This is a genomic window from Paenibacillus massiliensis 2301065 = DSM 16942 (assembly GCF_000377505.1).
Classification (GTDB): Bacteria; Bacillota; Bacilli; order Paenibacillales; family Paenibacillaceae; genus Paenibacillus; species Paenibacillus massiliensis.
The window spans coordinates 117,913-143,428 of sequence record NZ_KB898189.1 but is presented as its reverse complement, the minus strand read 5'-3'; the positions used below and the strand labels follow the sequence as shown (position 1 = coordinate 143,428).

The 25,516-nt window shown below is 50.2% G+C and carries 18 protein-coding genes, 1 pseudogene and 1 riboswitch; of the genes and pseudogenes, 13 read left to right on the top strand and 6 right to left on the bottom strand.

Going from position 1 to position 25,516, the window contains the following annotated elements; translation table 11 throughout:
- Positions 1 to 98 precede the first annotated feature (98 nt).
- From D328_RS30265 to D328_RS0111585, 4 genes and pseudogenes are all read right to left on the bottom strand, one after another.
- Complete coding sequence (locus tag D328_RS30265) at positions 99 to 575, bottom strand: hypothetical protein (protein WP_154659032.1); 477 nt, start codon at positions 573 to 575, stop codon at positions 99 to 101.
- Between the two features lie 712 nt (positions 576 to 1,287).
- Positions 1,288 to 1,440: pseudogene (locus D328_RS30660) on the bottom strand (HAD hydrolase family protein); the annotation flags it as partial.
- Positions 1,441 to 1,495: 55 nt separating this feature from the next.
- Positions 1,496 to 2,395: a hypothetical protein gene (locus D328_RS0111590; RefSeq protein WP_026281136.1), complete on the bottom strand. Its 900-nt coding sequence runs from the start codon at positions 2,393 to 2,395 to the stop codon at positions 1,496 to 1,498.
- A 225-nt stretch (positions 2,396 to 2,620) separates the two neighbouring features.
- Positions 2,621 to 3,649 (bottom strand): LacI family DNA-binding transcriptional regulator, encoded by a 1,029-nt coding sequence (locus tag D328_RS0111585; RefSeq protein ID WP_018885176.1) that lies wholly within the window; start codon positions 3,647 to 3,649, stop codon positions 2,621 to 2,623.
- A 456-nt stretch (positions 3,650 to 4,105) separates the two neighbouring features.
- Between D328_RS0111585 and D328_RS0111580 the strand changes: the two genes are divergently transcribed.
- The 3 genes from D328_RS0111580 (at position 4,106) to D328_RS0111570 (ending at position 7,717) form a co-directional block, all read left to right on the top strand.
- Positions 4,106 to 5,386 carry a sugar ABC transporter substrate-binding protein gene (locus D328_RS0111580; protein WP_018885175.1) on the top strand — a complete coding sequence of 427 codons (1,281 nt, stop codon included), beginning with the start codon at positions 4,106 to 4,108 and terminating at the stop codon, positions 5,384 to 5,386.
- A 142-nt stretch (positions 5,387 to 5,528) separates the two neighbouring features.
- Entirely contained in the window at positions 5,529 to 6,884 is a 1,356-nt protein-coding gene (locus tag D328_RS0111575; protein WP_018885174.1) for a sugar ABC transporter permease, read from the top strand.
- Positions 6,881 to 7,717, top strand: coding sequence for a sugar ABC transporter permease (locus tag D328_RS0111570; protein ID WP_018885173.1), 837 nt, complete (start codon positions 6,881 to 6,883; stop codon positions 7,715 to 7,717). Before D328_RS0111575 ends, D328_RS0111570 begins: the two co-directional genes overlap by 4 nt.
- Before the next feature lie 340 nt (positions 7,718 to 8,057).
- On the opposite strand, the gene D328_RS0111565 is transcribed toward D328_RS0111570, so the two are convergent.
- Together D328_RS0111565 and D328_RS0111560 are read right to left on the bottom strand one after the other, a co-directional pair.
- Positions 8,058 to 10,211 carry an alpha-amylase family glycosyl hydrolase gene (locus D328_RS0111565; protein ID WP_018885172.1) on the bottom strand — a complete coding sequence of 718 codons (2,154 nt, stop codon included), beginning with the start codon at positions 10,209 to 10,211 and terminating at the stop codon, positions 8,058 to 8,060.
- 498 nt (positions 10,212 to 10,709) lie between these two features.
- Entirely contained in the window at positions 10,710 to 12,467 is a 1,758-nt protein-coding gene (locus D328_RS0111560) for a glycoside hydrolase family 13 protein (protein WP_018885171.1), read from the bottom strand.
- Positions 12,468 to 12,823: 356 nt separating this feature from the next.
- Positions 12,824 to 13,015, top strand: a riboswitch (cobalamin riboswitch).
- Positions 13,016 to 13,295: 280 nt separating this feature from the next.
- On the opposite strand from D328_RS0111560, the gene nikB reads away from it, so the two are divergent.
- From nikB to D328_RS0111510, 10 genes are all read left to right on the top strand, one after another.
- The gene (nikB, locus tag D328_RS0111555; protein ID WP_018885170.1) at positions 13,296 to 14,234 is read left to right on the top strand and encodes a nickel ABC transporter permease; all 939 of its coding nucleotides are present in this window, start codon (positions 13,296 to 13,298) and stop codon (positions 14,232 to 14,234) included.
- Positions 14,235 to 15,077 (top strand): nickel transporter permease, encoded by an 843-nt coding sequence (nikC, locus tag D328_RS0111550; protein ID WP_018885169.1) that lies wholly within the window; start codon positions 14,235 to 14,237, stop codon positions 15,075 to 15,077.
- A 15-nt stretch (positions 15,078 to 15,092) separates the two neighbouring features.
- On the top strand, positions 15,093 to 16,724 hold the full coding sequence (locus tag D328_RS0111545) for an ABC transporter substrate-binding protein (RefSeq protein ID WP_018885168.1): 1,632 nt from the start codon (positions 15,093 to 15,095) through the stop codon (positions 16,722 to 16,724).
- On the top strand, positions 16,721 to 17,662 hold the full coding sequence (locus D328_RS28940; protein WP_018885167.1) for an ABC transporter ATP-binding protein: 942 nt from the start codon (positions 16,721 to 16,723) through the stop codon (positions 17,660 to 17,662). Before D328_RS0111545 ends, D328_RS28940 begins: the two co-directional genes overlap by 4 nt.
- Positions 17,655 to 18,440, top strand: a complete 786-nt coding sequence (locus D328_RS28935; RefSeq protein WP_018885166.1) for an ABC transporter ATP-binding protein — start codon at positions 17,655 to 17,657, stop codon at positions 18,438 to 18,440. The genes D328_RS28940 and D328_RS28935 overlap by 8 nt, the downstream gene beginning before the upstream one ends.
- Before the next feature lie 365 nt (positions 18,441 to 18,805).
- Complete coding sequence (locus D328_RS0111530) at positions 18,806 to 19,630, top strand: PRD domain-containing protein (protein WP_018885165.1); 825 nt, start codon at positions 18,806 to 18,808, stop codon at positions 19,628 to 19,630.
- Between the two features lie 240 nt (positions 19,631 to 19,870).
- Complete coding sequence (locus D328_RS0111525; RefSeq protein WP_018885164.1) at positions 19,871 to 21,790, top strand: beta-glucoside-specific PTS transporter subunit IIABC; 1,920 nt, start codon at positions 19,871 to 19,873, stop codon at positions 21,788 to 21,790.
- Positions 21,791 to 21,911: 121 nt separating this feature from the next.
- The gene (locus D328_RS0111520; protein WP_018885163.1) at positions 21,912 to 23,369 is read left to right on the top strand and encodes a glycoside hydrolase family 1 protein; all 1,458 of its coding nucleotides are present in this window, start codon (positions 21,912 to 21,914) and stop codon (positions 23,367 to 23,369) included.
- 21 nt (positions 23,370 to 23,390) lie between these two features.
- Positions 23,391 to 24,335 carry a 2-keto-3-deoxygluconate permease gene (locus tag D328_RS0111515; protein ID WP_018885162.1) on the top strand — a complete coding sequence of 315 codons (945 nt, stop codon included), beginning with the start codon at positions 23,391 to 23,393 and terminating at the stop codon, positions 24,333 to 24,335.
- A 332-nt stretch (positions 24,336 to 24,667) separates the two neighbouring features.
- Positions 24,668 to 25,123 (top strand): GNAT family N-acetyltransferase, encoded by a 456-nt coding sequence (locus D328_RS0111510; protein WP_018885161.1) that lies wholly within the window; start codon positions 24,668 to 24,670, stop codon positions 25,121 to 25,123.
- Positions 25,124 to 25,516 lie beyond the last annotated feature (393 nt).

Below are 25,516 nucleotides of genomic sequence, written 5' to 3'. Positions count from 1 at the left end.
TGTGGGAACGTGCTTACGAGTCTATTGAGCCGTGGCACTAAGCTAGCTCTTGAAGTCATGATCAGGGAGAACCAGCAGGATACCTCTGAGCTTGGAGACTAGCGATTCTTTAAACTTTCCAGATCGGCCTCAAGCTTTAACTGGCGACGATTCAGAATATCTATGCTGTGCCCGTGCGTAGTCAGTTCGGAGGATACCTTTCGTTCAAAGCTGTGCAATGAGGTTTTATTTTGCTTCGACAGTTCCAAAGTTTCCAGCACGGCTTGCTTGATGGCGGGTATATCATTGGTATGGGATTTAATCTCCGTAACATCCGTTTCTAAACTTGCAAGACGTGAATCCATACTATCCAAACGTGAATCCATATTGTCGAAGCGTGAGTCCATACCGTCGAAGCGAGAATCCATACCGTCCAGACGTGTGTCTATACCATCGAAGCGTGAGTCTATACCGTCCAGATGTGTGTCTATACCATCGAAGCGTGAGTCTATACCGTCCAGACGTGTGTCTATACCATCGAAGCGTGAGTCTATACCGTCCAGACGTGTGTCTATACCGTCGAAGCGTGAATCCATACTGTCCACTCTGATGTTTAAGGTTTTCAGCTGCTCTAAAATTTGGGTTAAAATCTGCTCGCTCAAGTATTCCAACCACCTTTTGCAGAATATAGACTGATAAGTTTAATGAAATGTAGAGAGAACTATTCGTCGTGCTGTAGAAGCAATTATCGCTAATAGTAGCATTAAAATCAATGTGAAAATCTGCTGTCTGGGACTTGCTTTCGGTGCGGTCATTCGGATTTAGGTGATGTAATTACGCGCATTACTTTTAGTAATGACCGGATAAGTGTAGTGTCATATGATTTTTAATGATACTGTTGAGAAAATGATTGGTCTAGAGCAGATCAATTACTGAACTAAAATAAGTGAAAAGGCCTGGAAACTGGATTGCCAAAAAGGATGTGCCAAACCTGAGTTTGCTTATCCATTTGTTTCACGGTGTATACCTCAGTTTACATCACAGCGACACAATGCAGAAAGACGCTCTCGTTACCAGTGCCCCTCTATACAGCGGGGGCGTGGACTTGAAAGCGTCTTGTGTAGGTGTATATCCAGCAACCGAAAGAGGAGCTCCTCTCTCATTGCTATTTTGGTCGGGCGAATAGAACTAACGTTTCATTTCCATCGTAAAGCCTTGTGGCTCCAGTGGCTCCTTATCAAGCCATTCGTTGATGATCTGGGCCAGCGCATGCTGCTCATGTGACACAGTGACGGCATCCGCCAGCAGTTACAGTGCTGGTGCTGCATTCCCTGTGGCGATGCCAAGATCCGCTGTATGCAGCAGTTCGGCGTCGTTCATTTGGTCGCCGATAGCGATCAGATGCTTGTGCTGCCAGCCCATCAGCGATGCCAATCGAACCAGTGCCGTTCCCTTGGAGCAGCCTTCGGGTACCGGGCAAGGCTAGTTCCACGAGTTGAAAGGTGTGAAGAACAGGCTACTCACTCTTGGCAATCTTGGAAGGGTTGTTGATCTTGTAAGGCACAGGGTATTTGGCAAGCTTCTTCTTAATGATCTTGGCCTCAAAGGTAAGCATATCTCCCTCTGCCAGCTCTTGCTTCTTCATCGTTGCGCTATGGCTGGACCAGGCCTCGCCCACCTCAAGCAGCTCCGGCTCCAGAATGCTCACCTGCTCATAAATGATAACCTCATCATCATTATCCGAGAAATGATTGGGAACCGTGGTGAATTCTTTAACAATAGCAGTCATTTTCACCTTGCCCTCAGGCAGCTCCAGCTTGGGTGCTTTCGGCTTTCCGCCCTTGGCCTTAGGCTGCGCAGGGGCCGTAGATGCCGTCTTGCTCTCGGGCGCGATATATTCCTCGACGAGTCCGTCAGGGTCTCCCTTGAAGGCTGTATGCTCGTGACTTTCTGCTGCTTGTCCAGCGTATTGCTCCTCTTCTAAGCCCGATTCGTCGCTGTAATCGTCTTCTGCATCCGCTGGCTGATCGTCAGTGATTAATACAGTTTGGCTCTGTTTATCGTCCAGAGTGTCTTTGTCCTGAACGGATGTTTTGGACACAGGATCGGTCTCCTCGGCTTGTTCGCCCCTCACCGTGGTGTTCTTGGAGCCGAAGCTGGCAGCCTGCATTTCCTTCAGATAGGAGGGGTGGATGGTATGCTTCTCTCCATTGTCGAACTGAATGACTGCTGTTACGTGATCGGTATATCCTACCAGTTCACAAGCGATGTTCAATCCATTCCCTTTATAATAGAAGGTCTTCAGCTTGGTAGCCTTATCCGATACTAGCCCCCATATCTTGCACTGCTCCAGCAGCTCATCATCATTGGCAAAGCTTATGTAATACTCAGGCTCAATTCTAAAAGCGTAGGTCATAGCTCCGAGTTCCATCCTTTCTCATCTTGTCTGGTACCCTTAGTGTAGCATAGATGGTCTGCTCGCTTCATCATACCTGGCCGCATGAAGCTCTGAAGCAAAGGAGCGAACCCCGCCCAGAGAAGTCATTCGGTTTGATACGATCCGGCTCACTGCCCCAAGCGTTGTATTTGGGAGCGCAAGGAGCTTCGTACATGAATAAGGCAAGCGATTGCACAAAGGTGGTTAAATATGCTTCGGCAGCACAAATAGTGAGGATTCCCGAACCATCAGCTGATGAGGAATAATGATTGGATGGGGAGGGGGTGTCTCGCCCTGGAGAATCTTTAACAGTAGCTGAACGGCGGAATAACCCAATTGGTAGGTTCCGATATCGATGGAACTCAGCGGCGGTAATGCGAGTTCAGACAGGGCAATGTTGTTAAAGCTGACCACGCTGATATCCTCGGGAACACGGAATCCGAGCTCTGCCAGAGCACGCAGTACGCCGAAGGCCACATGATCGTCGATGATCACGATGGCGGTTAGTCGTTCCGGCAGTGACATGAACAGGGACATAGCCTGAAATCCGCTCTCCAGCAGATGTTCTCCTTCCAGAATCCAGTCCTCATGAACCTTCAACTGAGCATCCTCCATCGCTTTGGTATATCCGACCATGCGATCATGGGACAGAGTGAACTCAGGCGGTCCGCTGACGAATCCGATCCGGGTGTGGCCCTGTGCAATCAGGTGGCTGGTCGCGTCATAGGCCGTCTGCACATTATCGTTATCCACCATGGGCGCATGTGGATGGGTCTCGCTGCGTCCAATCAGTACAAAAGGGAAGCCTTCCTCTTCTAGAAAGGTAATACTTGGATCTTCCCGTCTTGAGGAGAGGAGCAAAATCCCATCCACTCTCCTCCCATATACCAGACGGGAGAGAGCGTCAATCCCATTGCCCAAGGAGGTCTCTGTAGACAGCAGCAGCTCATAGTTCATACGGGTGGCAAGCGCCATGATACCGCGTAGCAGCTCCCCAAAAAAGTAGTTCTGAAACAGCTCCTCGGGCGGGCGGGGAAGCATTATTCCCAGAGTATGTGACGTTTTGGACACCAGGCTTTTCGCCATGATATTCGGATGATAGTTGTATTCTTTCATGATCTGTCGAACTTTTGCTGAGGTTTCGATACTGATTCGGGGATGGTTCGAAATCACCCGAGATACCGTAGAGGGGGATACACCCGCCACTTTGGCAATATCTTTAATTGTGATCATGTAAAAAAATCCCTTCTCTACTATCATTTCAGATATGATCTTATGTTAGTTCATGGTTTAAAAGAAATCAATCGTTAAGTAAGCGCATCAACAGTAAAAAAAGGAAATTGAAGGAAAGTAGAGATATGTCAAGAAAATAAATACTTTTCATGCCAGATGATAATAAAATGGGCTAATTTGCCCTTAAATCATTTGTGCAAACGTTTGCGCAAATGAAAGACGATGATATATGATTTGATTGTTATTTTAGCGCTTACATAGGCAGTTTTATCGAATTCATGATCTTTTTTCTCCATGGACAACAAGGATGGAAGATGACGAATCGAATCTTGAGTAAACGTTGCTCTTGGTTGTTCGCCATGTATGGTGATTCGGATCTTCAGCAGCCAGAGCACTTCAGGTGAAAAAGAGCGCGAAAATTACACTTGTGCCAATCAGAGGGAAGGGGAAATGAGAATGAAGAAATGGCAGGGGGCTGCACTTGCGGTATGGATGTCCTTGACGATGGTTGCTTGTTCAAGCGGGGGTGGGACAATAACCCAGGGCATTGAGGAAAATTCTGGGGGCGTGGCTATAACTGCAGATAGCATTCAGCCGGAGCCCGGGGCCGCATTGGTCATCTGGGAGGACAAGAATCAGCGCAGCTTCATTGAGGATCGAGTTCGGCTATTCGAGGAGCAGTACGGCGTGCCGGTCAAATTTGAAGAACTGCCTCCAACGGACCAGGTTGTCAAGCTAACGACGGATGGACCGGCAGGACTTGCGGCGGATGTGGTCATTTTTCCGCATGACAAAATCGGCAGTGCCTCGGAAGCCGGCTTAATTCTGCCCAACGATGTGTTCGAGTCCAGAACGGTGGAGTCCACTAGCGAAAACGCGCTGAAGGCGGTCACGTTCAAGGATATTCTCTATGGTTACCCGTACAGTGTGGAGACCTATGCCTTGTTCTATAATAAAAAGCTGTATCCCGAGGCACCAAAAACGTTCGATGAGATTATTGATTTTGCCAAGAGCTACAATGACACCAAGAATAATCAGTATACGATCATGTGGGAGTTGCAGCAGTTCTATTACAATTTTGCGTTCCTTGCCACCCAAGGGGGATACATCTTCGGGGATGATGGCATGAACAGTGAGGATATCGGCCTGAACAACGAAGGTGCCCAGAAAGGCGGACAGTTCCTGCAGAACCTGAAGAAGGATGTACTGCCTGTCAAACTGGGCGACGTGAACTATGATATTAAGAAGGGGCTGTTCAGCAGTGGAAAATTGGCGATGGATATTAACGGTCCGTGGACGATCTTCGACTACCGCAATGCAGGCGTAGATTTTGGCGTGGCACCGCTTCCAGAGATCGATGGCAAGCCCATGACTTCTTTCTCCGGGGTCAAGGCCTATTATGTTAACGCGTTTACCCCATATCCGAATGCTTCAAAGATGCTCGCGGCATTCCTCTCAAGTGAAGAGTCGCAGATGATCAACTTCGAGATGAATGGAACCCTTCCAGCGGATAAAAATGTAGCTGCGGACCCCACTGTGCTGGCTGATCCGATTTCCAAGGCATTCCTGGAGCAGTTCAATCACTCGACACCAATGCCATCGCTGCCGGCCATGGATAGTGTATGGGGACCTATCTCTTCGGCAGTTACGGACATATGGGACGGTGGCAAGGACGTGAAGTCCTCCTTGGATAATGCCGCCAACCAGATCAAGGAAAGTCTAGCAACGACGAAATGAACTCCAGCCGAGAATCCCGTGAGATGGACAGTGGCTGCCCAACGCTAATGATGCAACTGTCCAAGAGGTTACCTAGGCCAGATTCAACCTGCCTGTATCTCAGGTGCGGGCAGGCAATTCTGATGCTGGAAGGAGAAAAGCGATGAAGCAGCAGCATGTTCCGGTGAACGCGAAGCCGGAAGGAGAGGGACAGTACCGTCTGACTGCGGCTGTACTATCCATTATTTTGCAGGGCTTGGGGCAGATATATAATGGTCAGTGGATCAAGGGGATTGCCCTGCTTGCGCTGGAAGGCGTGGGGCTGGCCTACTTGATTCCCCGTCTGAGCCACGCTCTCTGGGGCATACGGACCCTGGGCGAGCATACGCAGCGATTTGTGAAGGTAAATGGTTCAACCGTTTTGCAGAAGGGAGACCACTCCATCTTTTTGCTGCTGGACGGCCTGATAGTCCTGCTCGTATTTTTCGTATTTCTGTTGATATATGTCCTTAATGTTCGAGATGCCTATCTTACAGGCAAATGGAGAGAAGAGGGCAAGCAGCCGCGGACTGCTGGAGCTTCCCTGCGAAATGCTATGGACACCCAGTTTCCGTATCTATTCCTGTCCATCCCCGCTCTGGGTGTACTGTTCTTCACGATTATGCCCATCCTTTTCACCATCACGCTAGCCTTTACCAACTACTCGGCACCGGATCACATTCCCCCGGCAAAGCTGGTGGATTGGGTCGGCTTTGGCACATTCATCGATTTGATTCAGCTCAAATCCTGGAGCCGCACCTTTATTGGGGTGTTGGGCTGGACCATTGTATGGGCTGTGATGGCTACAGTTACCACCTATTTTGGTGGCGTGCTGGTTGCGCTTCTAATTGAGCAGCGCGGTATCCGCTTCAAGAAGATGTGGCGTACGATCTTCATTCTGCCTTATGCCATACCGCAGATCATCTCGTTGTTGCTGATGCGCAACCTCTTCAATGGACAGTTTGGTCCGATCAATACGTACATGAGGGCATTTGGGCTTGAGGGTCTGCCCTGGCTCACCGACCCTTTCTGGGCGAAGGTAACGGTCATCATAGTAAACATGTGGATCGGCATTCCAGTTAGCATGGTACTAATACTGGGTGTGCTGACTGCGATTCCGCGCGACCTGTATGAAGCTGCCGAGGTGGATGGGGCGAGCAGTTTCCAGAAGTTCTACATTATTACGCTGCCATTCATTCTCTTTGCGACAGGCCCTGTGCTGATTATGCAGTTTGCGGGCAACTTCAACAACTTCAACGTCATATACCTGCTGACGAACGGCAACCCGTTGCGCGGTGATTACCAGTATGCCGGATCGACTGACCTGCTGGTGACTTGGCTGTATAAGCTGACGCTGGACAATAACAAATTCAACATGGCTTCAGCGGTGGGCATCATTATTTTCTTGATTATCGCTTCGTTCTCTATCTGGAACTTCCGCCGTTCCAAATCGTTCAAGGAGGAGGACATGATTCAATGAATAAACGCAATCATCCGCTACGGCTGGCGTTAAGTTATGTCATGCTGCTCATCATTGCGGTTGTCTCGGTCTATCCCGTGCTGTGGATATTCCTCTCGTCCCTGCGTACAGGCGCGGCGCTGTACAGCGAGCGCCTGTGGCCCGAAGCGTATACGCTGATTCATTATGTTGAGCTGTTCACTAATCCCTCTTTCATGTACGGACGCTGGTATCTGAACACGGCCAAGATTGCTTTCTTTACAATGATCTTCTCCACCTTGCTGGTAACTTTGGGAATGTATGCCCTGTCCCGATTCCGTTTCCGTGGGCGACAAACTATTCTTTCCACGATGTTGATACTGGGAATGTTCCCAAGCTTCATGAGCATGATTGCCATTTACATCATCCTGCTGCAGATCCAACTGCTCGATACCCATGCTGCGCTCATTCTGGTGTACTCGTCGGGAGCAGTGCTGGGTGGATTCATTGTCAAAGGGTTCTTTGATACCATTCCACGCAGCCTGGATGAAGCAGCACGCATTGATGGTGCGAGCCATCTGCGAGTGTTCACCAGCATTATTCTGCCGTTGTCCCGGCCGATGCTGACCTATGTTGCCTTGACCAGCTTCACGGGAGCATGGATGGATTTCATCTTCGCTCGCTTGGTACTGCGCACCAAGGAGAATTGGACGCTGGCAGTGGGCATGTGGGACCTGGTTAGTCGCTACCAGGATAGCAACTTCACGCTGTTCGCTGCCGGGGCGGTGCTGATCGCCATACCGATTACGCTGCTGTTTGTTTTCCTGCAACGCTTCTTGGTTCAGGGGCTAATGACAGGAGCCTCCAAGGGCTAAAGGCTGATCGTCTCCCTGGATACCCCGTCTGCTGACTCGGTCAGAAATCAGGGGAGTACAAAGCATATACTCTTCTTATAGGGACGGGACGCAAGCGATAGCTGCGGCATATTCATTTAAAATAGAATGCAGGTGAAATAGAATTCAGTCGCTCTTGAAGGCAGCCCTTGCATGGGCCTGTTCAGGGCGCTTTTCATCACTTACATTCACCATTCGGGACGTCGAGCCATATTGGCAGACAGACCTGGAACGCAGTTACCCCCGGGGCGGTCGCTACAGGCGTACCACCTCGGGGGCTGTTGCTTTCGTGAATGGATAAAGAATGCTTCTGTATTCCGTGTTATTGCCAGTTGACGGTGACTGTTGCAGTTCCGCTGGCTGGAGTGGTGTACGTATGGTTAGATCCACTTTCCCAAGTTACGGTCGATCCGTTTTTCTTGAAGAATTTGAACTGCAATGGCGTTCCGGCAGGCACGCTGACGTCATAATACCAGGTTGGATAAGCGTGTATCACCTGGTTGAAGGCTGGTCCGATCGCGTTAGCGCCAGTGGACCAATTGCCAAGCTCTGCTACGTTTCCAGACAGGTAGATGTTCTCGCCCAATGCAGTTGTTGCATTGTTGACCACAAACCGGACGGTAACCTGTTCTCCGCTTAGTATGTTGAAGCCGCTGTACCCATTGCTGCTCATACCTTCAGCGGTCACTTTTATCGTATAGTTACCGGCTGATATAGATGGAACGGTAACCTTGATCTGGCTATCCTCCCAGGAGGTAATAGCCGAACCGGTGACGGCGGTGGTTCCAAAATAGACAGTGCCCTTGGTTGAACCGAATCCACGTCCGTCGATAGTAATGACGTTGTTAGGCTTGCCCATCAGCGGTCCCACATGTCCGATGGTTGGTTTGCTTTCCTCCATCGTATACTGCCATACCGCGGCTGCCCCGCCAGAGAGTGTAAAAGAGGAGATATTACCGTCGCTGGATGTAATGCTGTTGCCGCCCAGTACATCTCCAAGAAGATCCGTGTAGGTTCCAGAGGGTAGTGAAGTCACAAGCCCACTGATGGGCGTCGACGAGGAAAGATTGCGGTTGATGGCTACAACGGCCACGCTATTGCCGAATTTACGTTCATAGATATACACATCATTATTGATCCAACGCTGTTCGGTTGAACCGTAGGCAATGGCCGGGTTGGACTTGCGCATTGGCGCCAGCTTGCTGATCACATCGAATGCGGTGGTCGACTTGGAGAAAGATGTCATTTTAGCCCGATTATCGGGATCGCCGTTTCCGGTCATGTATTGTTCTGTTCCGTAATAAATGGCAGGCACTCCACGGGAAGTAAGCGTGAATACCAGAGCCTGCTCCAGGTGGCGGTTATTGACCATATTGGTCTTGAAGCGGTCCATGTCGTGATTATCAATGAAGGTTACCTGATCATTCACTTGGGCATATTCTGCCGCAGTGCTATTGATCATGGAGTCCAGCGCGTACATGGTGGAGGAATTGTTACGGAATACGTTGCGCACTTCATGGTTAAACCGGAAGTCCAACAGGCTCATGCCGGATGTGTTCGCGAATCTCGTATTATCCGCATCCGAGGCGGAAGACCCTAGGAACCATTCACCGAAGGTAAACACAGGCTTATAGTCATAGATGCTGGACATCCAACTCTTCTGCCAGCCTTCGGGCATATGCTTCACCGCATCTACCCGGATACCGTCCACACCCATATCGAGCCAGAGCTTGATAGCGTCCTTGAAATATTGGTCAATGGTGCTGTTATTATGGTTCAAATCGGCTAGGTCGTAGAGGTTTTTGTAGATTCCGTTCTCCAGAGAGGAGAAGTCCGAACCGCCGTAGTGATGGAAATAGCCTTTGGTATCGTTGGTGTATCCGCCGAGAAGTGCTCCGTTGTCATATAGCTTGCCGTTCTCGGCAAAGGAAGTATTAGTCTCCATGGCTGGAGATGTGTGATTGGGAGCGAAGTCGATAATAACCTTGATTCCCTTGGCATGTGCTGCCTGAATCAGATTCTGGAAGTCGGTCATAGAGCCGAAATACGGATTGGTTGTCTTGAAATCCCGTGCCCAGTAACCGTGGTAGGAGGTGCTGTTCACACCTGAGTAATTGATGACAGTATGGATGTTCTCCACCGGCTGCGAGATCCAAAGGGCGGTAATGCCTAGGTCCGTGAAGTAGTTGTCGTTGATCTTGTTAATTAGGCCCTGCCAATCCCCGCCGCAATAGAGTTTCAGGTTGGTGCAACTGGCATCGTATGCCTCCCCGGAAGGATTATTGGAAGGATCTCCGTCCAGGAAGCGGTCAGTAAATACCTGATAGATGACATCGGTACTGAAATTCTGCTTGTTCGATACTGCCGTATCCGCATCTGCATACACTGACGTCACGGGTAGGAAGGGAAGTGCGCTTCCAGCCAGTAGGCCGAGAGTTAAGGTGATACTTAGAATGAAGCGTCTGGTCACATTCAACAAGTTAATCCACCTTTCGTTAGGGTTGTAGTATCCTGCAATTATCAACAATGAAACGCATTCAAAATGAAAAGGATCAAATATGATTACAATTTCTGCTGAACCTACCCTCCTTCCTGCATGCGAACAACCCCGGCACCTCCTGCTGGAGTTACCGGGGTTGTCCTAGACCTTAGGTCTAAAAGCATGGCCCTCGTGTTGTAATCACAACGTAATCATAAGAAATTAACAATTATTTTGTCAATAAATTTCTATATAGTATTTTTTTGTGTCTGAAAACAATTATGATGAATTATAGCGATCCGTCATGGAATGCATGAGCGAATTCAGGACTTCCCGGTGGGGAAACAGCTTGATGGAGGATCAGCAGATCGCTTCGGGAATTTAGAAAGGACTGATTGTGTCATCCTGACGTGTTGGGCAAAATAACGTTCTTGTCAGATCGGCTGGTTGCATGATGATCATGCGACCAGCCATGATCTAAGTTCAGCCGATGAATTATCGTACTTCGAGTTTTAGCAGGCGGTATCCCAGTCCCTCAACCGCTACGTCTAGCTTAAGGTCGCCAGAAACCAGTGCTTCTCCGCTATAGGCATCACGCCAGAATGCTCCCTCAGGTACCGGAAGTTGCAGAAGCTGCGAGGTTTCCCCTGCATTTATCAGCAACCGGAATCGTTCATGACCGCTATCATCTGAGCGCTCAATCACCAGGGACGCATCTTCTTCAGCGGCATGCACGACCCGCCAATGAATGCTTCGAAGGGCGGGATGAGTCTTACGTAGGGTGATGATTCGGGTATAGAAGTCCAGCAGATCGCGGTTCTGCCGCTCCTCATCCCATTCCATGCACTTCCTGCACCCAGGATCGTAGCCACCCTCCAGGCCGATCTCGTCGCCATAATAGATGCAGGGGACTCCCGGATAGGTCAGCAGTAGCAGAACAGCGAGTTTCATCCGGCGCACATCACCATGACAGACAGACAACAGTCTGGGGGTATCATGGCTGCCCAGCAGATTGAAGGCCGCTTCCGTTACAGACTGCGAATAGGCCATGAACAGGCGCCCGATCTCTCCTGCGAAGCCGAGGCTGTCCAGCTTGCCGTGGACGGCAAAATCCAGTACTGAATTCGTGAACGGATAGTTCATGACTGCATCGAACTGATCCCCCTGTAGCCACATGATGGAGTCATGCCAGACTTCCCCAAGAATATAGGCATCGGGCTTAATCGCTTTAACCGTCTCGCGGAATTCGCGCCAGAACCGGTGATCGACTTCATTGGCGACATCCAATCTCCAGCCGTCGATACCGATCTCCTGCACCCAGTAACGTGCCACCTCAAGGAGATACGCTTTGACCTCAGGATGTTCGGTGTTCAGCTTGGGCATGATGGGCTCGAAGGCGAAAGTCTCGTAGGTAGGAATGCCATCCTCGATTCGTAGTGGCCATTCCCGAACGTGGAACCAGTCCGCATACCGCGAAGCCTCCCCGTGCTTCATCACGTCCTTGAAGAAAGGAAAATCGAGACCGGAATGATTGAAGACGGCATCAAGAATAACCCGGATACCCCGCGCGTGGCAGGCGTCTACCAACTCCTTCAGCTTCTCGTTCGTGCCGAAATGGGGATCTATCGCCAGGTAGTCGGCGGTGTTGTATTTATGGTTGGTGCTGGCTTCGAACAGCGGGGTGAAATAAATGGCATTTACGCCTAGTCGATTCAGATGGTCCAGGTGATCCAGTACCCCCTGCAGATCCCCGCCAAAAAAATTGACTGGTGTAGGCTCGCCTCCCCATGGCTCTACGTTTTTGGGGCTGATTGTGGGATCGCCATTAGCGAAACGCTCCGGGAAGATCTGATAGAAGACTGCATCCTTCACCCAGGCTGGCGCTTCGAACATATCCGCCGAATGCAGGAAGGGGAAATCGAAAAATTCAAGTGGATGCTCCGGCAAGTTCGTCTCGAATCCCCGCTCGGTCATCCAGAGACGTTCGCCGTCTTTCTCCAACTCGAAGCCGTATCGTAATCTGCGGTATGGAGGCTGCACCTCCACCTGCCAATAATCGAACAGAGCATCGCTGGCGAACCTGCGCATCGGAAGAGTGCGAGCTGTGTGCTCCCAGGCGTATTTATCCCCGATGATGGCGGATACTTGCTCCATGTCGTTGTGACCTGTTCGCAGACGGATATGGAGGGTGTTGCGGTCATAGGCATACGACCAGTTCAAACGTGCACGGTGATAGATGGCTTCAAGTAGCATTGGACATTCACTCCTTGGATGGGATAATGGTGGTATTTCGGCCATGAACGCAAAAAAGGTACAACCTCCAATGTTGACGAGGTTGTACCTTTCGGCAGCATAGCCTTTAAATTATGTCATTATTATACAGTTGAACAGGTGAAATGTGAACCCTTCCGACCACATTTTTTACCAGGAGCATCAAGTGGATGTGGGAGCGCTTCATTTTGAGTTGAACGAGATGCTGAGAAAGTGGAAGAAAACAGAAAAACTTTGCTCATTCCGCCCATGCGCTTTATACTAGGAAAAGATAGATTGGGTTCTACGACGCTGTGCTACGATAATGCTATTACGATATAGTGGTGGATTGGTATACCAACTGCATACATGGAACGGGTGCTCCATCCATAAGGATGGCTGCTTAAAAGGGAAGTCCGGTGCAATACCGGCGCGGTCCCGCCACTGTAACAGAGGAGTCGCAGCAAGTGCCACTGGGTCACAACCCGGGAAGGCCGCTGCAAGGATGATGATTCTGGAGCCAGGAGACCTGCCCGTTCAACAACACAGCAATGCCTACGGAAGATAGGAAGGTGTTACAGGAGTCCGATTTTCACCGAAAATCTGTCTATTTGGAGCGACTTTTTTCCGTTTTTTACACGGGAGAGGTCGCTCTTTTTGCTATGTGCGTAGCCTGCTCCATGAGGATGAAAGTATGCATCCTACTTCGTAATACAGTATTTCAGACCAACAGAACTGCAGAACTGCAGAACTGCAGAACTGCAGAACTGCAGAACTGCAGAACTGCTTATTTTAGCTGCTTATTCATATCAGGAGAGGACGGCGAAAGGCGTGGGCCGATATATTGTACAAAGATTGCTCCAACTGGTCGGCGTGCTGCTGGGGATTTCCTTCCTGACCTTCCTGCTTACTTATCTGTCGCCGGGCGATCCTGCAAGGCTGATGCTGATGTCTACGGGAGTCACCCCTTCGGAGGAACTAGTCGCACAGGTGCGGACAGAGCTGGGGCTGGATCAGCCTTTTCTTGCCCGCTATGGCTACTGGGTCCTGCGGGCGCTGACTGGTGATTTTGGCATGTCCTATACATATGGACGTCCAGTGACGGACGTTCTGCTGTCCAGAATGCCTGCTACGTTAGAGCTGGCTGGTGCTGCTCTACTACTGGTGGTGCTGATTTCATTTCCGCTTGGGATGGCAGCCGCGATGCAGCCTAACCGTGCGAAGGACTATCTCATTCGGGTCTTTTCTTTTGCAGGGCTGTCGATGCCTAGCTTCTGGCTGGGATTACTTCTCATGCTGCTCTTTGCAGTCAAGCTGCAGATTCTCCCGGTCGTGGGCAGGACAGGAGTCCGCAGTCTGATCCTCCCGGCCTGTACGCTGGCCGTACCATTGATAGCGCAATATAGCAGACAGATACGTACAGTACTGCTGGAGGAGATGTCTCAGGATTATGTAACTGGGGCCAGAGCCCGTGGGATACAGGAGAGGACCGTCATGCTGCGGTATGTTCTGCCGAATGCGTTGCTTCCGATCATGACGCTGCTTGGGATGTCCACGGGCGCTTTACTGGGCGGCGCTGCGATTATTGAGAGTGTATTTGTATGGCCGGGTGTGGGGCAATTGGCACTGGAAGCGATTATTGCACGCGATTACCCCTTGATTCAAGGCTATGTGGTCTGGATGGCTGTCATGTACGTGGCGATTAATCTGTTCGTAGATATCTGGGCACATGTTAGAGATCCGCGCCTCAGACTTGGGGAGGATGTCTAGATGAGCATGTTGACACAACTGCTAATACGGCTATGGATGCAGCATCGACTATTCTCTGTCTGGTTAGGCGTGGCTGGTCTATGGCTGCTACTCGCCATCCTCGCGCCTTTACTGGCACCACATGATCCCTATGCCACGGATTTCATGAGGGTGCTGCAGCCGCCAGACAAGCAATACCCCTTTGGAACGGATCAACTGGGACGCTGTGTGCTGTCTCGGGTGCTGTATGGGGCAAGGACCTCACTACTTATGACCTTTATGCTAGTTACGGTGGTGGCTGCGATCGGGATAACGGTCGGTATTCTGGCAGGATATGCAGGCAAATGGCTGGATACGGTGCTTATGCGGCTTGCCGACACGCTCATGGCCTTTCCAGGCATTATCTTCGCCATTGCTGTTGCGGGAATGCTTGGTCCAGGTCTGCTTCATACCGTAGTGGCACTGTCTGTCGTGTGGTGGGCCAAATATGCACGTATGGTGCGAAGTATGGTGCTTCAGCACAAGCAAAAGGAGTACGTTACGGCGGCTGCACTCGGCGGAGCGCGCCCGGCCCGAATTCTGGTGAGATATATTCTGCCCAACGTGCTGCCGCCTTTAGTCGTCATGGCGATGATGGATATCGGTGGCATGCTGCTGTCCATCGCGGGCTTGTCCTTCCTGGGTCTCGGTGCACAGCCGCCGGAGCCAGAATGGGGGGCGCTCTTGAGCGAAGGGCGGAGATATATGCAGACAGCTCCTTGGCTGCTGATGTATCCGGGGCTTGCCATTTTTTGCACGGTGATGATCTTTAATCTGCTGGGAGATAGCTTGCGTGATGTGCTCGATCCTAGACATAGACGCTAACAAGGAGGAGATATCGTGAATAGGTGGAACGAATTTTCGAATAGACTGCAATATAAAAGTGTGACGGTGTGGCTGGTGATGGTGCTATTTCTATCTGCCTGTGGAGGGGGAGCAACAGGGAATTCCGGTTCTGGAGGGGCCGAGGGCCCACAGGGAGCAGGAACGACAACAGACTCTGCGGTTACTGGAAATGAAGGGTCTGCAGGTGGTCACTTGAATGTGGCCTTGTTCTGGCTGGGAACAAATCTTGATCCGGCTGAGGAATGGAACGGCTGGACGCTGACGCGTGCCGCTATTGGGGAGACACTCGTACAATTCGATGAGAAGATGCAGATGGTCCCTAAGCTGGCAGACCGCTGGGAACGTCAGGATGACAAGACGTGGCTGTTTCATATTCGAGAAGGGGTGACCTTCCATAACGGTAATCCCGTGACGGCCAAGGCGGTGCAGCATTCGCTCGAACGCTCTCTTTCGCTGAATCCGCGCGGCAAGGCCACGCTCCCGATAGCTTCCATGAGCTCAGAAGGGCAGAATCTTACGATTCAGACCAGTGAACCGTATGCTTCTTTGCTGGGCAATATTGCTGAGCCTTTGTTCGTCATTGTGGACACGACAGCGGACACGGCTGCTTTTGCGAACAAGCCTGTAGCCACGGGTCCATACATGGTCACTTCCTATACACCGGAGCAAAAGATCGAGACGCAACGCTATGAAGGCTATTGGGGCGGTGCAGCCGAGGTAGAGAGCATTACGTTCAAGTACATCGCTGATGACAATACGAGAGCGATGGCGCTGCAATCCGGAGAGATTGATGTAGCGAGCAATGTAGGCCGCAGCCAGCTGCCACTCTTCCAAGATAGCTCCCGTTACAAGATTGATGAGATCCCAGGATTACGTACTCAATTTGTCTGGTTCAACTACAATAATCCGGCACTGAGTGATCTTGCCGTTCGCCAAGCGATCTCCTACGGCATTGACCGAGAGATGTATGCCAGCACGCTGGTAGGGGGGCAGGCAGCCAAGGGACCGTTCACTTCGGCGCTTCCGTTCGGCTACGACAAGATAACAGGCTATACCTATAACCCCGAACAGTCCAAAAAGTTACTGAGCCAAGCGGGCTATGAAGACCGCGATGGTGACGGCATCCGTGAGAAGAATGGGCAGCAGCTCGCCCTCCGCTTGATTCTGAATGCTTCCTATGAATCGGATTCCATTGTGGCAGAGGCCATGCAATCCCAGCTCAAGGAGCTTGGTGTTGCTCTGGAGCTGACCTCTTATGAGGATTTGACGGATGCACAGAAGAGCGGCAACTTCGATCTGGCGCTGACTAGTATCAATACGGGAATTACTGGTGACCCACAGTATATTCTGGACTTCTACTTCAAGACAGGGGCCGAGTGGAATATCGGCGGTTACAGCAATCCTGAGATGGATACATTAATCAACAGCCTGTCCTCGGAATTTGAGACGGAACAGCGCTACGAGATTGCATCCAAGGCACAGCAATTGATTATGAATGATGCGCCTTATCTGTTCGTGACCTACACGCCAATCAACATTGTGAGCAAGAGCTCTGTCGCAGGAGCAACCATGTACCCGATTGATTTTTACCTGCTGGATCGCCATATTCGGCTGGGACAGCAATGATCAAATTTCCCACCTACAGTATACAGAGTCAGAGTGAAGGAGTGGATAGCTTACTGCTGCAAGTAGAGCATTTGAGCGTCAGCTATACTGCTAATAATCGGCCAGCGCTGCATGACGTGAGCCTGTCGGTGAAGCCCGGCGAGGTTGTAGCATTGGTCGGTGAGAGTGGCAGTGGCAAGTCCACCTTACTGCGGGCCGTAATTGGCCTGCTGGGAGCTGGTGGTCGGATTACAGCTGGAGGCATTATGCTGGAGGGCCGTTCGCTCACCGCTCTGGGTACACGCGATTGGGGGAGTGTTCGTGGGCGGCAGATTGGTATGGTATTTCAGGATAGTGGGGCTTACTTGAACCCTCTTCGCAGAATGGAAAGTCAATATATCGAGGCGATTCGAAGCCATTTACCATTATCAAGACGTGAGTCTTACCAGCTAGCTCTACAGCATTTACAGGATATTGGACTGAAGGATCCGGAACGGGTTATGAAGGCATATCCGAACCAGCTAAGTGGAGGTATGAAGCAGCGCGCGGCCATTGCGATGGTTATGACACTGCAGCCGAAGCTACTGTTGGCAGATGAACCGACCAGTGCACTGGATGTGCTGGCACAAGCCAAGGTGCTGAAGCAGCTCAGGATGCTGCGTGACCACCAGCAGACAGGGATGATTCTCGTTACTCATCATATGGCGATTGCAGCTTCTATTGCTGATAAAGTGGGAATTATGAAGGAGGGAACCCTCCTGGAATGGGGCAGCACCTCACAAGTGCTTCAAGAGCCGCGTAATCCATATACTCGCGAGCTACTGGCGGCTGTACCGGAGCTACGGATATCGGAATGGGATACACTACGTGAGCCGCACCCACGTGATTCGGAAGTTCGCCCAGCAGAGACACAACCCAAGGAAAATGCCAAGGAAATAAAGGGGGATGAACATGCTTGAATTGCAGCAGGTAACCAAGAGCTATCATCTCCCTGATGGGAAAAATGTTCCTGCCTTACAGGCAATCAATCTGGTGCTGCAGCGAGGGGAATGGCTCGGAATTGTCGGTGAGAGCGGTAGCGGCAAGAGCACGCTAGCACGCTGTATCACTCACCTGGAATCGGTGAACTCTGGTCGCATTCTGTATCGACAGCAGGATGTCACAAGTATACAGGGTGAGGCGCTGCGACAGCATTACAGACAGATTCAGCTCGTATTTCAGGAGCCAGGCTCCGTGTTCCATCCCCGGATGCGAATTGGCGAGTTCCTGTCGGAGCCGCTGCGTAACTATAAGCTAGTGCCAAGACAACAGATGGCATCTGAGGTCGGCCGGCAACTGGAGCGTGTGGGGCTTTCCCCTGCTATGGCTGGCAGGTACCCTCATGAGTTGAGTGGAGGCCAGTTGCAGCGCGTGATGATTGCCCGGGCAATTAGCATTCAGCCACAGGTGATCGTCTTCGACGAGCCTACCTCGGCTCTGGACGTATCCAGCCAGCGACAGATTCTGGAGCTACTGTCCACCCTGCGTCAGGAGACGGGTGTAGGTGCCATTTTTATATCGCATGATCTGGCGGTCGTACAGCAGGTTTGTGAGCGGATTGCAGTTATGCAGGAAGGACAGATCGTGGATGTAGTGACCGACAGTCGTCAGCTCATTCCATCCGAGCTTCATCCTTATACACGCAAGCTGATTGAGGCTGTACCCACTATTCACACAGCAATGAGGGGCAGTCAGTAGACTGAAAATGTAGTCAACATGTCAATTAGTACCATCAACATACCAATCATCGAAGTTAGTAGGTCGATCAACACGTCAATCAACACTGCTAACATGCCTATCCTGCTTCTAATACGCTAGAAGGCGTCATTACGCTATGCCGAATATTTTGTTCAACAATATTCGACATCATGATTGACATTCGACTTTATCCGACTATAATAAAGATATAAATTACACGGACTGTTACTGGGCGAACCAGGCATGACCGAATTCGATTGCTTAACTGTAATCGCTTTCGGTCATTTTTTGTTTAGACGTGCCAATCGCCTGGCATCCTAGTAAATACAGGGCTAGACGTTTTTCACAGCAGGGGGGTGAGCATCGTGAAGGTCATTAAAAAGGTAAACAATAACGTAGCTATCGCCATTAATGACAAGCAAGAAGAAGTATTCGTGGTCGGCAAGGGAGTTGGCTTCCTGAAGACGCCTTATGAGCTGACAGAGACAGATATGGTGGAGAAGATTTTTGTCGCGCCCAAGAACATTCGAATGTACGATCTGCTGAACTCTATTCCTATAGAGGATATTTATTTGGCCGAGGAAATCATCAAGCTAGGTGCACATATTCTGAGTAAGACGTTCCATCCGAATCTGTTACTGACACTGTCCGATCATATCAGCTTTTCGCTAGTGCGTGCCCGTGAAGGCGTTACCATTAAAAATCCGCTGGAGTGGGAGGTACGTACACTATATCCTGATGAGACGAGGGTAGGCGAGGCTGCTGTCAGGCTGATTGAGGAGAAGGCTGGGATTACATTGCCGTCTGCGGAGACTACACTCATCGCCCTGCATTTTGTGAACGCTCAGGTCGGGTCCGGTGAGATGAGCGAGACGACCAAGATTACGACCGTCACTGGTGAGATTTTATCGGTGATCAAGTATGCACTCAAAATTGACTTTCAGGAAGACTCCATTCATTTTATGCGCTTCGCTACCCATATCCGATACTTCATCATGCGACAGATGAGTGGCAAGTCCCTCAAGGACGAGAATGAATCGCTCTTTGAGGTGGTGAAGGAGAAATCTCCGCGCGAGCTGGAGTGTGTAGAGAAAATTGCTGAATTTCTCGATAATAATTACGGCTGGAGATGCTCTAATGATGAGAAGCTGTATCTGACGCTTCATATTCAACGGCTTATGGCCAATTAATATAACATAACTTCATACGGACATTGGACTGTTACTGATTCGATCAGGCATGACCAGGCTTAGAGAAACGACCTTTGTTGTTCTCTTGGCTTGGTCATTTTTTTTACCCAGGAATTTAACGTGAGGAAATAACGGTCATCATGACGTTTTTCATAAATTAGCGTGATATTTGCAAATGCAGATATTACCTGCCTTTATCTACTCAATACTAGACTAATGAAGAATAAGGAGATGTGCCGCATGAACAACAGAGATTTGGCTCAGCAGGTACTGGAGCTGGTCGGCGGAGAAGGTAACATATCAACACTGACACACTGCGCTACCCGGCTCAGATTCGTGTTGAAGGATGACAGTAAGGCAGAGCTCAAGAAGCTGGATAGCCTCGAAGGTGTCCTGAAGGCTCAAAATGCTGGAGGACAGGTGCAGGTGGTTGTAGGTGCGAAGGTAGACGCCATCTACGGTGAGATTCAAAAGCTGGTACCAGAGGGCCTGGTTACAGCCGAGGATAGCGGGCCAACTCGCAAACGCAACCCGATCAATGTCGTGCTGGAGACGATTGCTGGCGTCTTCACTCCAATCTTGCCGGCGCTGGTCGGCTGCGGGATGATCAAATGCGTAACTACGGTCATCACGACATTGGGACTGATGCAGGGTACAGGCTTCCTGAGTGTCATGAATATGATTGGCGACCTGATCTTCTACTTCCTGCCTTTCTTCCTGGCTGTCAGCGCTGCGAACAGATTCAAGACCAATCCTTACCTGGCGGTAGCCCTCGCAGCTGGATTGATGCATCCAGTCATTCTGGATGCTGCGGCCAAGATTGCAGAGACAGGGATTAAGTCGATTGATTTCCTTGGCATGCCGATTCTGCTCATGAAATATTCATCCTCAGTCATTCCGATTATTTTGGCTGTGTGGATTATGAGCTATGTGTACCCTGTAGTGGATCGCATGATTCCGCAGTTTCTCCGCGTGTTGCTCACGCCGATGATCGTATTGTTCATCATGGTTCCACTGGAATTGATTGTACTGGGACCTGTCGGTAACTATGTCGGCACATGGATTACAAACGGTATTAATGATCTCTATAGTACGGTTGGTGTATTAGCAGGTGCGATTATGGGCTTCTTCAAGCCAATCATGGTTATGTTCGGTATGCACTATGCCATTATGCCTATTCAGGTACAACAGGTGGCAAGCTTTGGCTCTACGGTATTGCTTCCATCTGCTATAGCAGCGAATCTGGCGCAGGCGGGTGCAGCCTTCGGCGTATTCTTCCTGACGAAGAACAAGACTATGAAATCTGCAGCAGGCTCTACCGGCTTTACAGCCTTGTTCGGAATTACCGAGCCAGCGATCTATGGGGTAACGCTTCGTTACAAACGTCCGTTTTTTGCAGCCTGTGTGGCGGGCGGACTCGTTAGTGGTTTCTTTAGCTTGGTTCATACTACGGCCTCTGCCATTGCACTCCCGGGTGTGCTTGCACTGGGTACCTATTCAGCAGACAACTATATGTATGTAATTATCGGTTGTATTGCAGCAGTCGTGTTGGCATTCGTCTTTACATTGCTGGCAGGTATTAAGGAGCCAGAAGAAGGCAAGACCGTGAAGCAGAGCTCAAATCCGACTGGTAATGGAAATATTGAATTCGTAGCTCCTTCTTCAGCAGTAAATGCAGTAAATGCTTCAACTGTGGCATCAAATGATATGCTGATCGTGAGCCCCATGACAGGCGAGATTCACCCACTCTCGGAGGTGGAGGATCAGGCATTTGCTCAAGAGCTCATGGGTAAAGGCATTGCAATCGTACCTACAGAAGGCAAGGTGTACGCTCCCTTTGACGGTGTAGTAGAGGCGCTGTATCGCACGAAGCATGCTATTGGACTGAAGGCTGCGAACGGTGTTGAGATCCTGGTGCACATCGGAGTAGACACAGTTAGTCTAAAAGGCAAGCACTTCAACGCGCTGGTGGAGCAGGGGCAATCTATCAAGGCGGGCGATCTGCTGGTGGAGTTCGAGCCTGAGAAAATTAAGGCGGAGGGATATAATACGATCACCTCGATTGTTGTTACGAATATGCAGCAGTTCGGTGATGTACTGACCTCTTCAAACGAAGGCCCGATTCGCGAGGGTCAGCCGCTGGTGAAGCTGATTCCTTAACCGTAGGCTCTCCGCTTGCAGCGGCTCAATACACTACATGTAATCTGATCCATGAATAGATAAGCTATACAAATAGAAACTCAACACAAATAGAAATCAACACAAATAGGAGGAGAAACATATGACTGCAACCCAATTTCCCGAAGGCTTCCTGTGGGGAGGAGCGCTGTCAGCCTGTCAGGCTGAAGGAGCCTATGACGTGGATGGCAAGACGCTGACTATTCCAGAGGTAATGCAATTCAACCCCAAGAATGATCGCAAAGTGACCAAGCAACTAAAAATCAACATGGAGATGATCCAGGCTGCGAAGCAGGACCCAGACCCAGGGAAGTATCCCAAGCGTCGCGGTATTGATTTCTACCATACTTTCCGTGAAGACATCGCCCTGTTCGCCGAGATGGGCTTCAAGGTATTCCGTTACTCCATTGCTTGGGCTCGTGTATTCCCGAACGGGGATGATGCTGTTCCGAATGAGAAGGCCCTGCAATTCTACGATCAGGTTATTGATGAGTGCTTGAAGTATGGGATGGAGCCTTTGATTACCATCAGCCATTTCGATACACCTATTGTACTGATTGAGAAGTTCGGCGGCTGGTACGACCGCAAAGTGATTGAGCTGTACCTGAAGTATTGTGATGTTATCTTCAAGCGCTATAAAGGAAAAGTGAAATACTGGGTAACCTTCAACGAAATCAATATGAGTGTCAAGGCTGGTGCCAAGACGCTTGGTATTCTGGATGAAGGACAAGCCAACTACGAGGAGATGCTCTTCCAGGGATTGCACCATCAGTTCGTTGCCGCGTCTCAGGCGACCAAGCTGGCCCATGAGGTGGACCCGAGCAACATGATCGGTAGTATGGTGGCCTATTTCACGACCTATCCATACACCTGCAAGCCGGAGGATGCCCTCCAGATGCAGAAGGATGACCAGATGAAGAATCAGTTCTTCCTCGATCTGCTTAATAAGGGCGCGTATCCGTATTACGCCAAGACTTATTTTGCAGAGAAAGGTATTGAGCTACGCATCGAAGAAGGCGACCTGGAGAGCATCCAAGCGTATACGGCTGACTTCGTAGGTATGTCTTATTACAATTCCATGATCTCCAGCAGCGATACTGAACAGCTAGAACTGACGGCTGGTAATGTGCATAGCGTATACAAGAATCCGCATCTGCCCGAGAATGAGTGGGGCTGGCAGATTGATCCGGTTGGTCTGCGCTATACACTGAATCTGGTCTACGATCGTTATCAGAAGCCTGTATTCATTCTGGAGAACAGCTCAGGCTTCTATGACAAATTGAATGAGGATGGTACGGTGAACGATCCCTACCGTGTCGACTTCCTGCGCCAGCACATTGAGCAGATGAGGCTTGCTATACAGGATGGCGTGGAGATGATTGGTTACACCATGTGGGGACCGATTGACATGATCAGCTCGACGACCTCGGAGATGAGCAAACGCTATGGATTTATCTACGTCGATCAGGATGACTATGGAAATGGAACCATGAAGCGCTACCGCAAGGATTCCTTCTACTGGTACCAGCAGGTCATCAAGACGAACGGTGCCGAGCTGTAAAGCGGTATGAAGGCAGGCAACATGAAGGTTTTACAGACGATACAAAAAATACCCGCTGGTCTGCTGATCATTCCCATGCTACTGGCAGCGGTGGTGAACACGATCTTCCCCTCTTTCTTCCAGATGGGAGATCCAACAACAGCGCTGTTCACCAACAAAGGGACCATGGTGCTTATTGGCCTGATTCTGTTCATATCCGGTACACAGCTCAGGCTCAATCAGTTGCTTGGAACGCTACAGCGTGCAGGGGTACTATGTCTGACACGGGTGCTGATCAGCTGCCTGGCAGGCTGGGCGTTCGTAGCCTGGTTCGGCATTGAAGGCGTGGCGGGAATCTCGGCAATAGCTTTTATTGCGGTCATTACCAGCTGTAATCCCGGCCTGTACCTGGCACTAATGAATGCGTATGGAGATGATGTAGATCGCGCCGCCTTCGGTATCCTGAATCTGATCGCGGTTCCAGTCATTCCAATTATGATTCTGAATTCTGCCAGCGGAGTGGGAATTGATCTACTGAGTGTGGTTGCAACCTTGCTACCATTCGTACTGGGTATCGTGCTTGGAAATCTAGACACGCACATTCAGCAGATGTTCGCCCCCGGAACGATGTTCATGCTGCCCTTCCTTGGGACGAGCTTTGGTTCGAATATTGATCTGCGCGTAGCATTTGACTCCAGTCTTTCGGGCCTGCTACTGACGCTGTTGTTCCTGATCATCTGCATGCTTCCACTTATTGGCGTGGATCGTTGGGTGCTGCGCCGTCCTGGTACGGCTGCTGCAGCTACTTGCTCGGTAGCAGGGCTATCATTGGTTGTCCCGTCCATGGCTGCTGCGCTGAATCCAGCCTATGAGCCCTATGTTGAGTCGGCGGTTGCCCAGATCGCCTTCGGCGTGATCCTGACCTCTATTGCCGTGCCTTATCTGGTGAAGCTGATGGTAGGAGCGGGCAAAGCTGGCCAGCATTGAGATAGGGTGTATCATTGCGAGCCAAATTTCATATGAATAAATGAGGGCGTCTCCTAAAAGTCATTATGATAACAGGAGGCGCCCTTTGTCTATGGTCTCACAGAGCTAAGGATTTCGCCAAGCCATGCATATTGCAAAGCTATGCAATTCACACCAGGCGCAAGTGGAAGGATTGTGAGCATGCATGAAAGAATTCTATGAATTAGGCTTAGATAACGAAAGACTATCGACTTATTGTCAAAAAACATAACATCATAGTAAGATTGGATGGGACAATTTCCTAAAATTGTAGATTAATCTAGTGAATCAGTATATCATCAGGAGTGATAGAGATGGAAGTCAAAGTAGATGATCTGAGTGGGCCAGAAGTAGCTGCGCTGATTGCGGAGCACCTGGAGGGAATGCATACCGACTCCCCACCAGAAAGCGTACATGCGCTGGGTATGGAAGGGCTCAAGCAGCCTGACATAACCTTTTGGTGTGCTTGGGAGGATGGGGAGCTGCTAGGCTGCGGCGCTCTGAAGGAGCTGAATGCCGAACACGCTGAGCTCAAGTCCATGCGTACGGCCAAGCTGCATTTGCGTAAAGGCGTGGCTAGAAAAATTCTGGAGCATATTCTTCAGGAGGCAAAAGGTCGCGGGTATAACCGGATCAGTCTGGAGACGGGCACTCCGGAATCGTTTATGCCAGCTAGAAAGCTGTATGAGGATTTTGGGTTTTCCTACTGTGGTCCTTTTAGCGATTATGAGCTTGATCCCTTCAGCGTGTTTATGACTAAAGAGTTATAGAGTTAGGGCATTGCTGTCATACGCCAAGCCGTGCTACAGATGTACTGCCAAGTATACTGACCTTCCGGGGATACCTATGGAGCGCATGCAACATATACTTATCCCCCACCACGAAGGTTATCTCTTCTTCAAGTGATGCTTAGCAGGTAGTTGCCGTTGTTTATTCGATTCACAAGACCCCCTACTTCCCTTCGGTGCAGAAATTCACATCATGTTAACCAAAACATCATGCCGATTTAACAAAAGCCGCCTACACTGATGTAGTGCTTATTTCGTAGTGTCGTTTCCTGGTATCAGCACTCACACCTTGACGTTTTCTCTATACCGGTAATGAGGCGGTAAGGCCACACTCTGTGAGCTAGTGACGCCTATTCAAGTGTCCTGCTCATATGA

Excerpts from the sequence above, each read along its gene's own strand:
- D328_RS30265 (WP_154659032.1), bottom strand. The coding sequence starts at position 575 with ATGGATTCACGCTTCGACGGTATAGACACACGTCTGGACGGTATAGAC.
- D328_RS0111590 (WP_026281136.1), bottom strand. The coding sequence starts at position 2,395 with ATGACCTACGCTTTTAGAATTGAGCCTGAGTATTACATAAGCTTTGCC.
- D328_RS0111585 (WP_018885176.1), bottom strand. The coding sequence starts at position 3,649 with ATGATCACAATTAAAGATATTGCCAAAGTGGCGGGTGTATCCCCCTCT.
- D328_RS0111580 (WP_018885175.1), top strand. The coding sequence starts at position 4,106 with ATGAAGAAATGGCAGGGGGCTGCACTTGCGGTATGGATGTCCTTGACG.
- D328_RS0111575 (WP_018885174.1), top strand. The coding sequence starts at position 5,529 with ATGAAGCAGCAGCATGTTCCGGTGAACGCGAAGCCGGAAGGAGAGGGA.
- D328_RS0111570 (WP_018885173.1), top strand. The coding sequence starts at position 6,881 with ATGAATAAACGCAATCATCCGCTACGGCTGGCGTTAAGTTATGTCATG.
- D328_RS0111560 (WP_018885171.1), bottom strand. The coding sequence starts at position 12,467 with ATGCTACTTGAAGCCATCTATCACCGTGCACGTTTGAACTGGTCGTAT.
- nikC (WP_018885169.1), top strand. The coding sequence starts at position 14,235 with ATGAGCATGTTGACACAACTGCTAATACGGCTATGGATGCAGCATCGA.
- D328_RS28940 (WP_018885167.1), top strand. The coding sequence starts at position 16,721 with ATGATCAAATTTCCCACCTACAGTATACAGAGTCAGAGTGAAGGAGTG.
- D328_RS28935 (WP_018885166.1), top strand. The coding sequence starts at position 17,655 with ATGCTTGAATTGCAGCAGGTAACCAAGAGCTATCATCTCCCTGATGGG.
- D328_RS0111525 (WP_018885164.1), top strand. The coding sequence starts at position 19,871 with ATGAACAACAGAGATTTGGCTCAGCAGGTACTGGAGCTGGTCGGCGGA.
- D328_RS0111520 (WP_018885163.1), top strand. The coding sequence starts at position 21,912 with ATGACTGCAACCCAATTTCCCGAAGGCTTCCTGTGGGGAGGAGCGCTG.
- D328_RS0111515 (WP_018885162.1), top strand. The coding sequence starts at position 23,391 with ATGAAGGTTTTACAGACGATACAAAAAATACCCGCTGGTCTGCTGATC.
- D328_RS0111510 (WP_018885161.1), top strand. The coding sequence starts at position 24,668 with ATGGAAGTCAAAGTAGATGATCTGAGTGGGCCAGAAGTAGCTGCGCTG.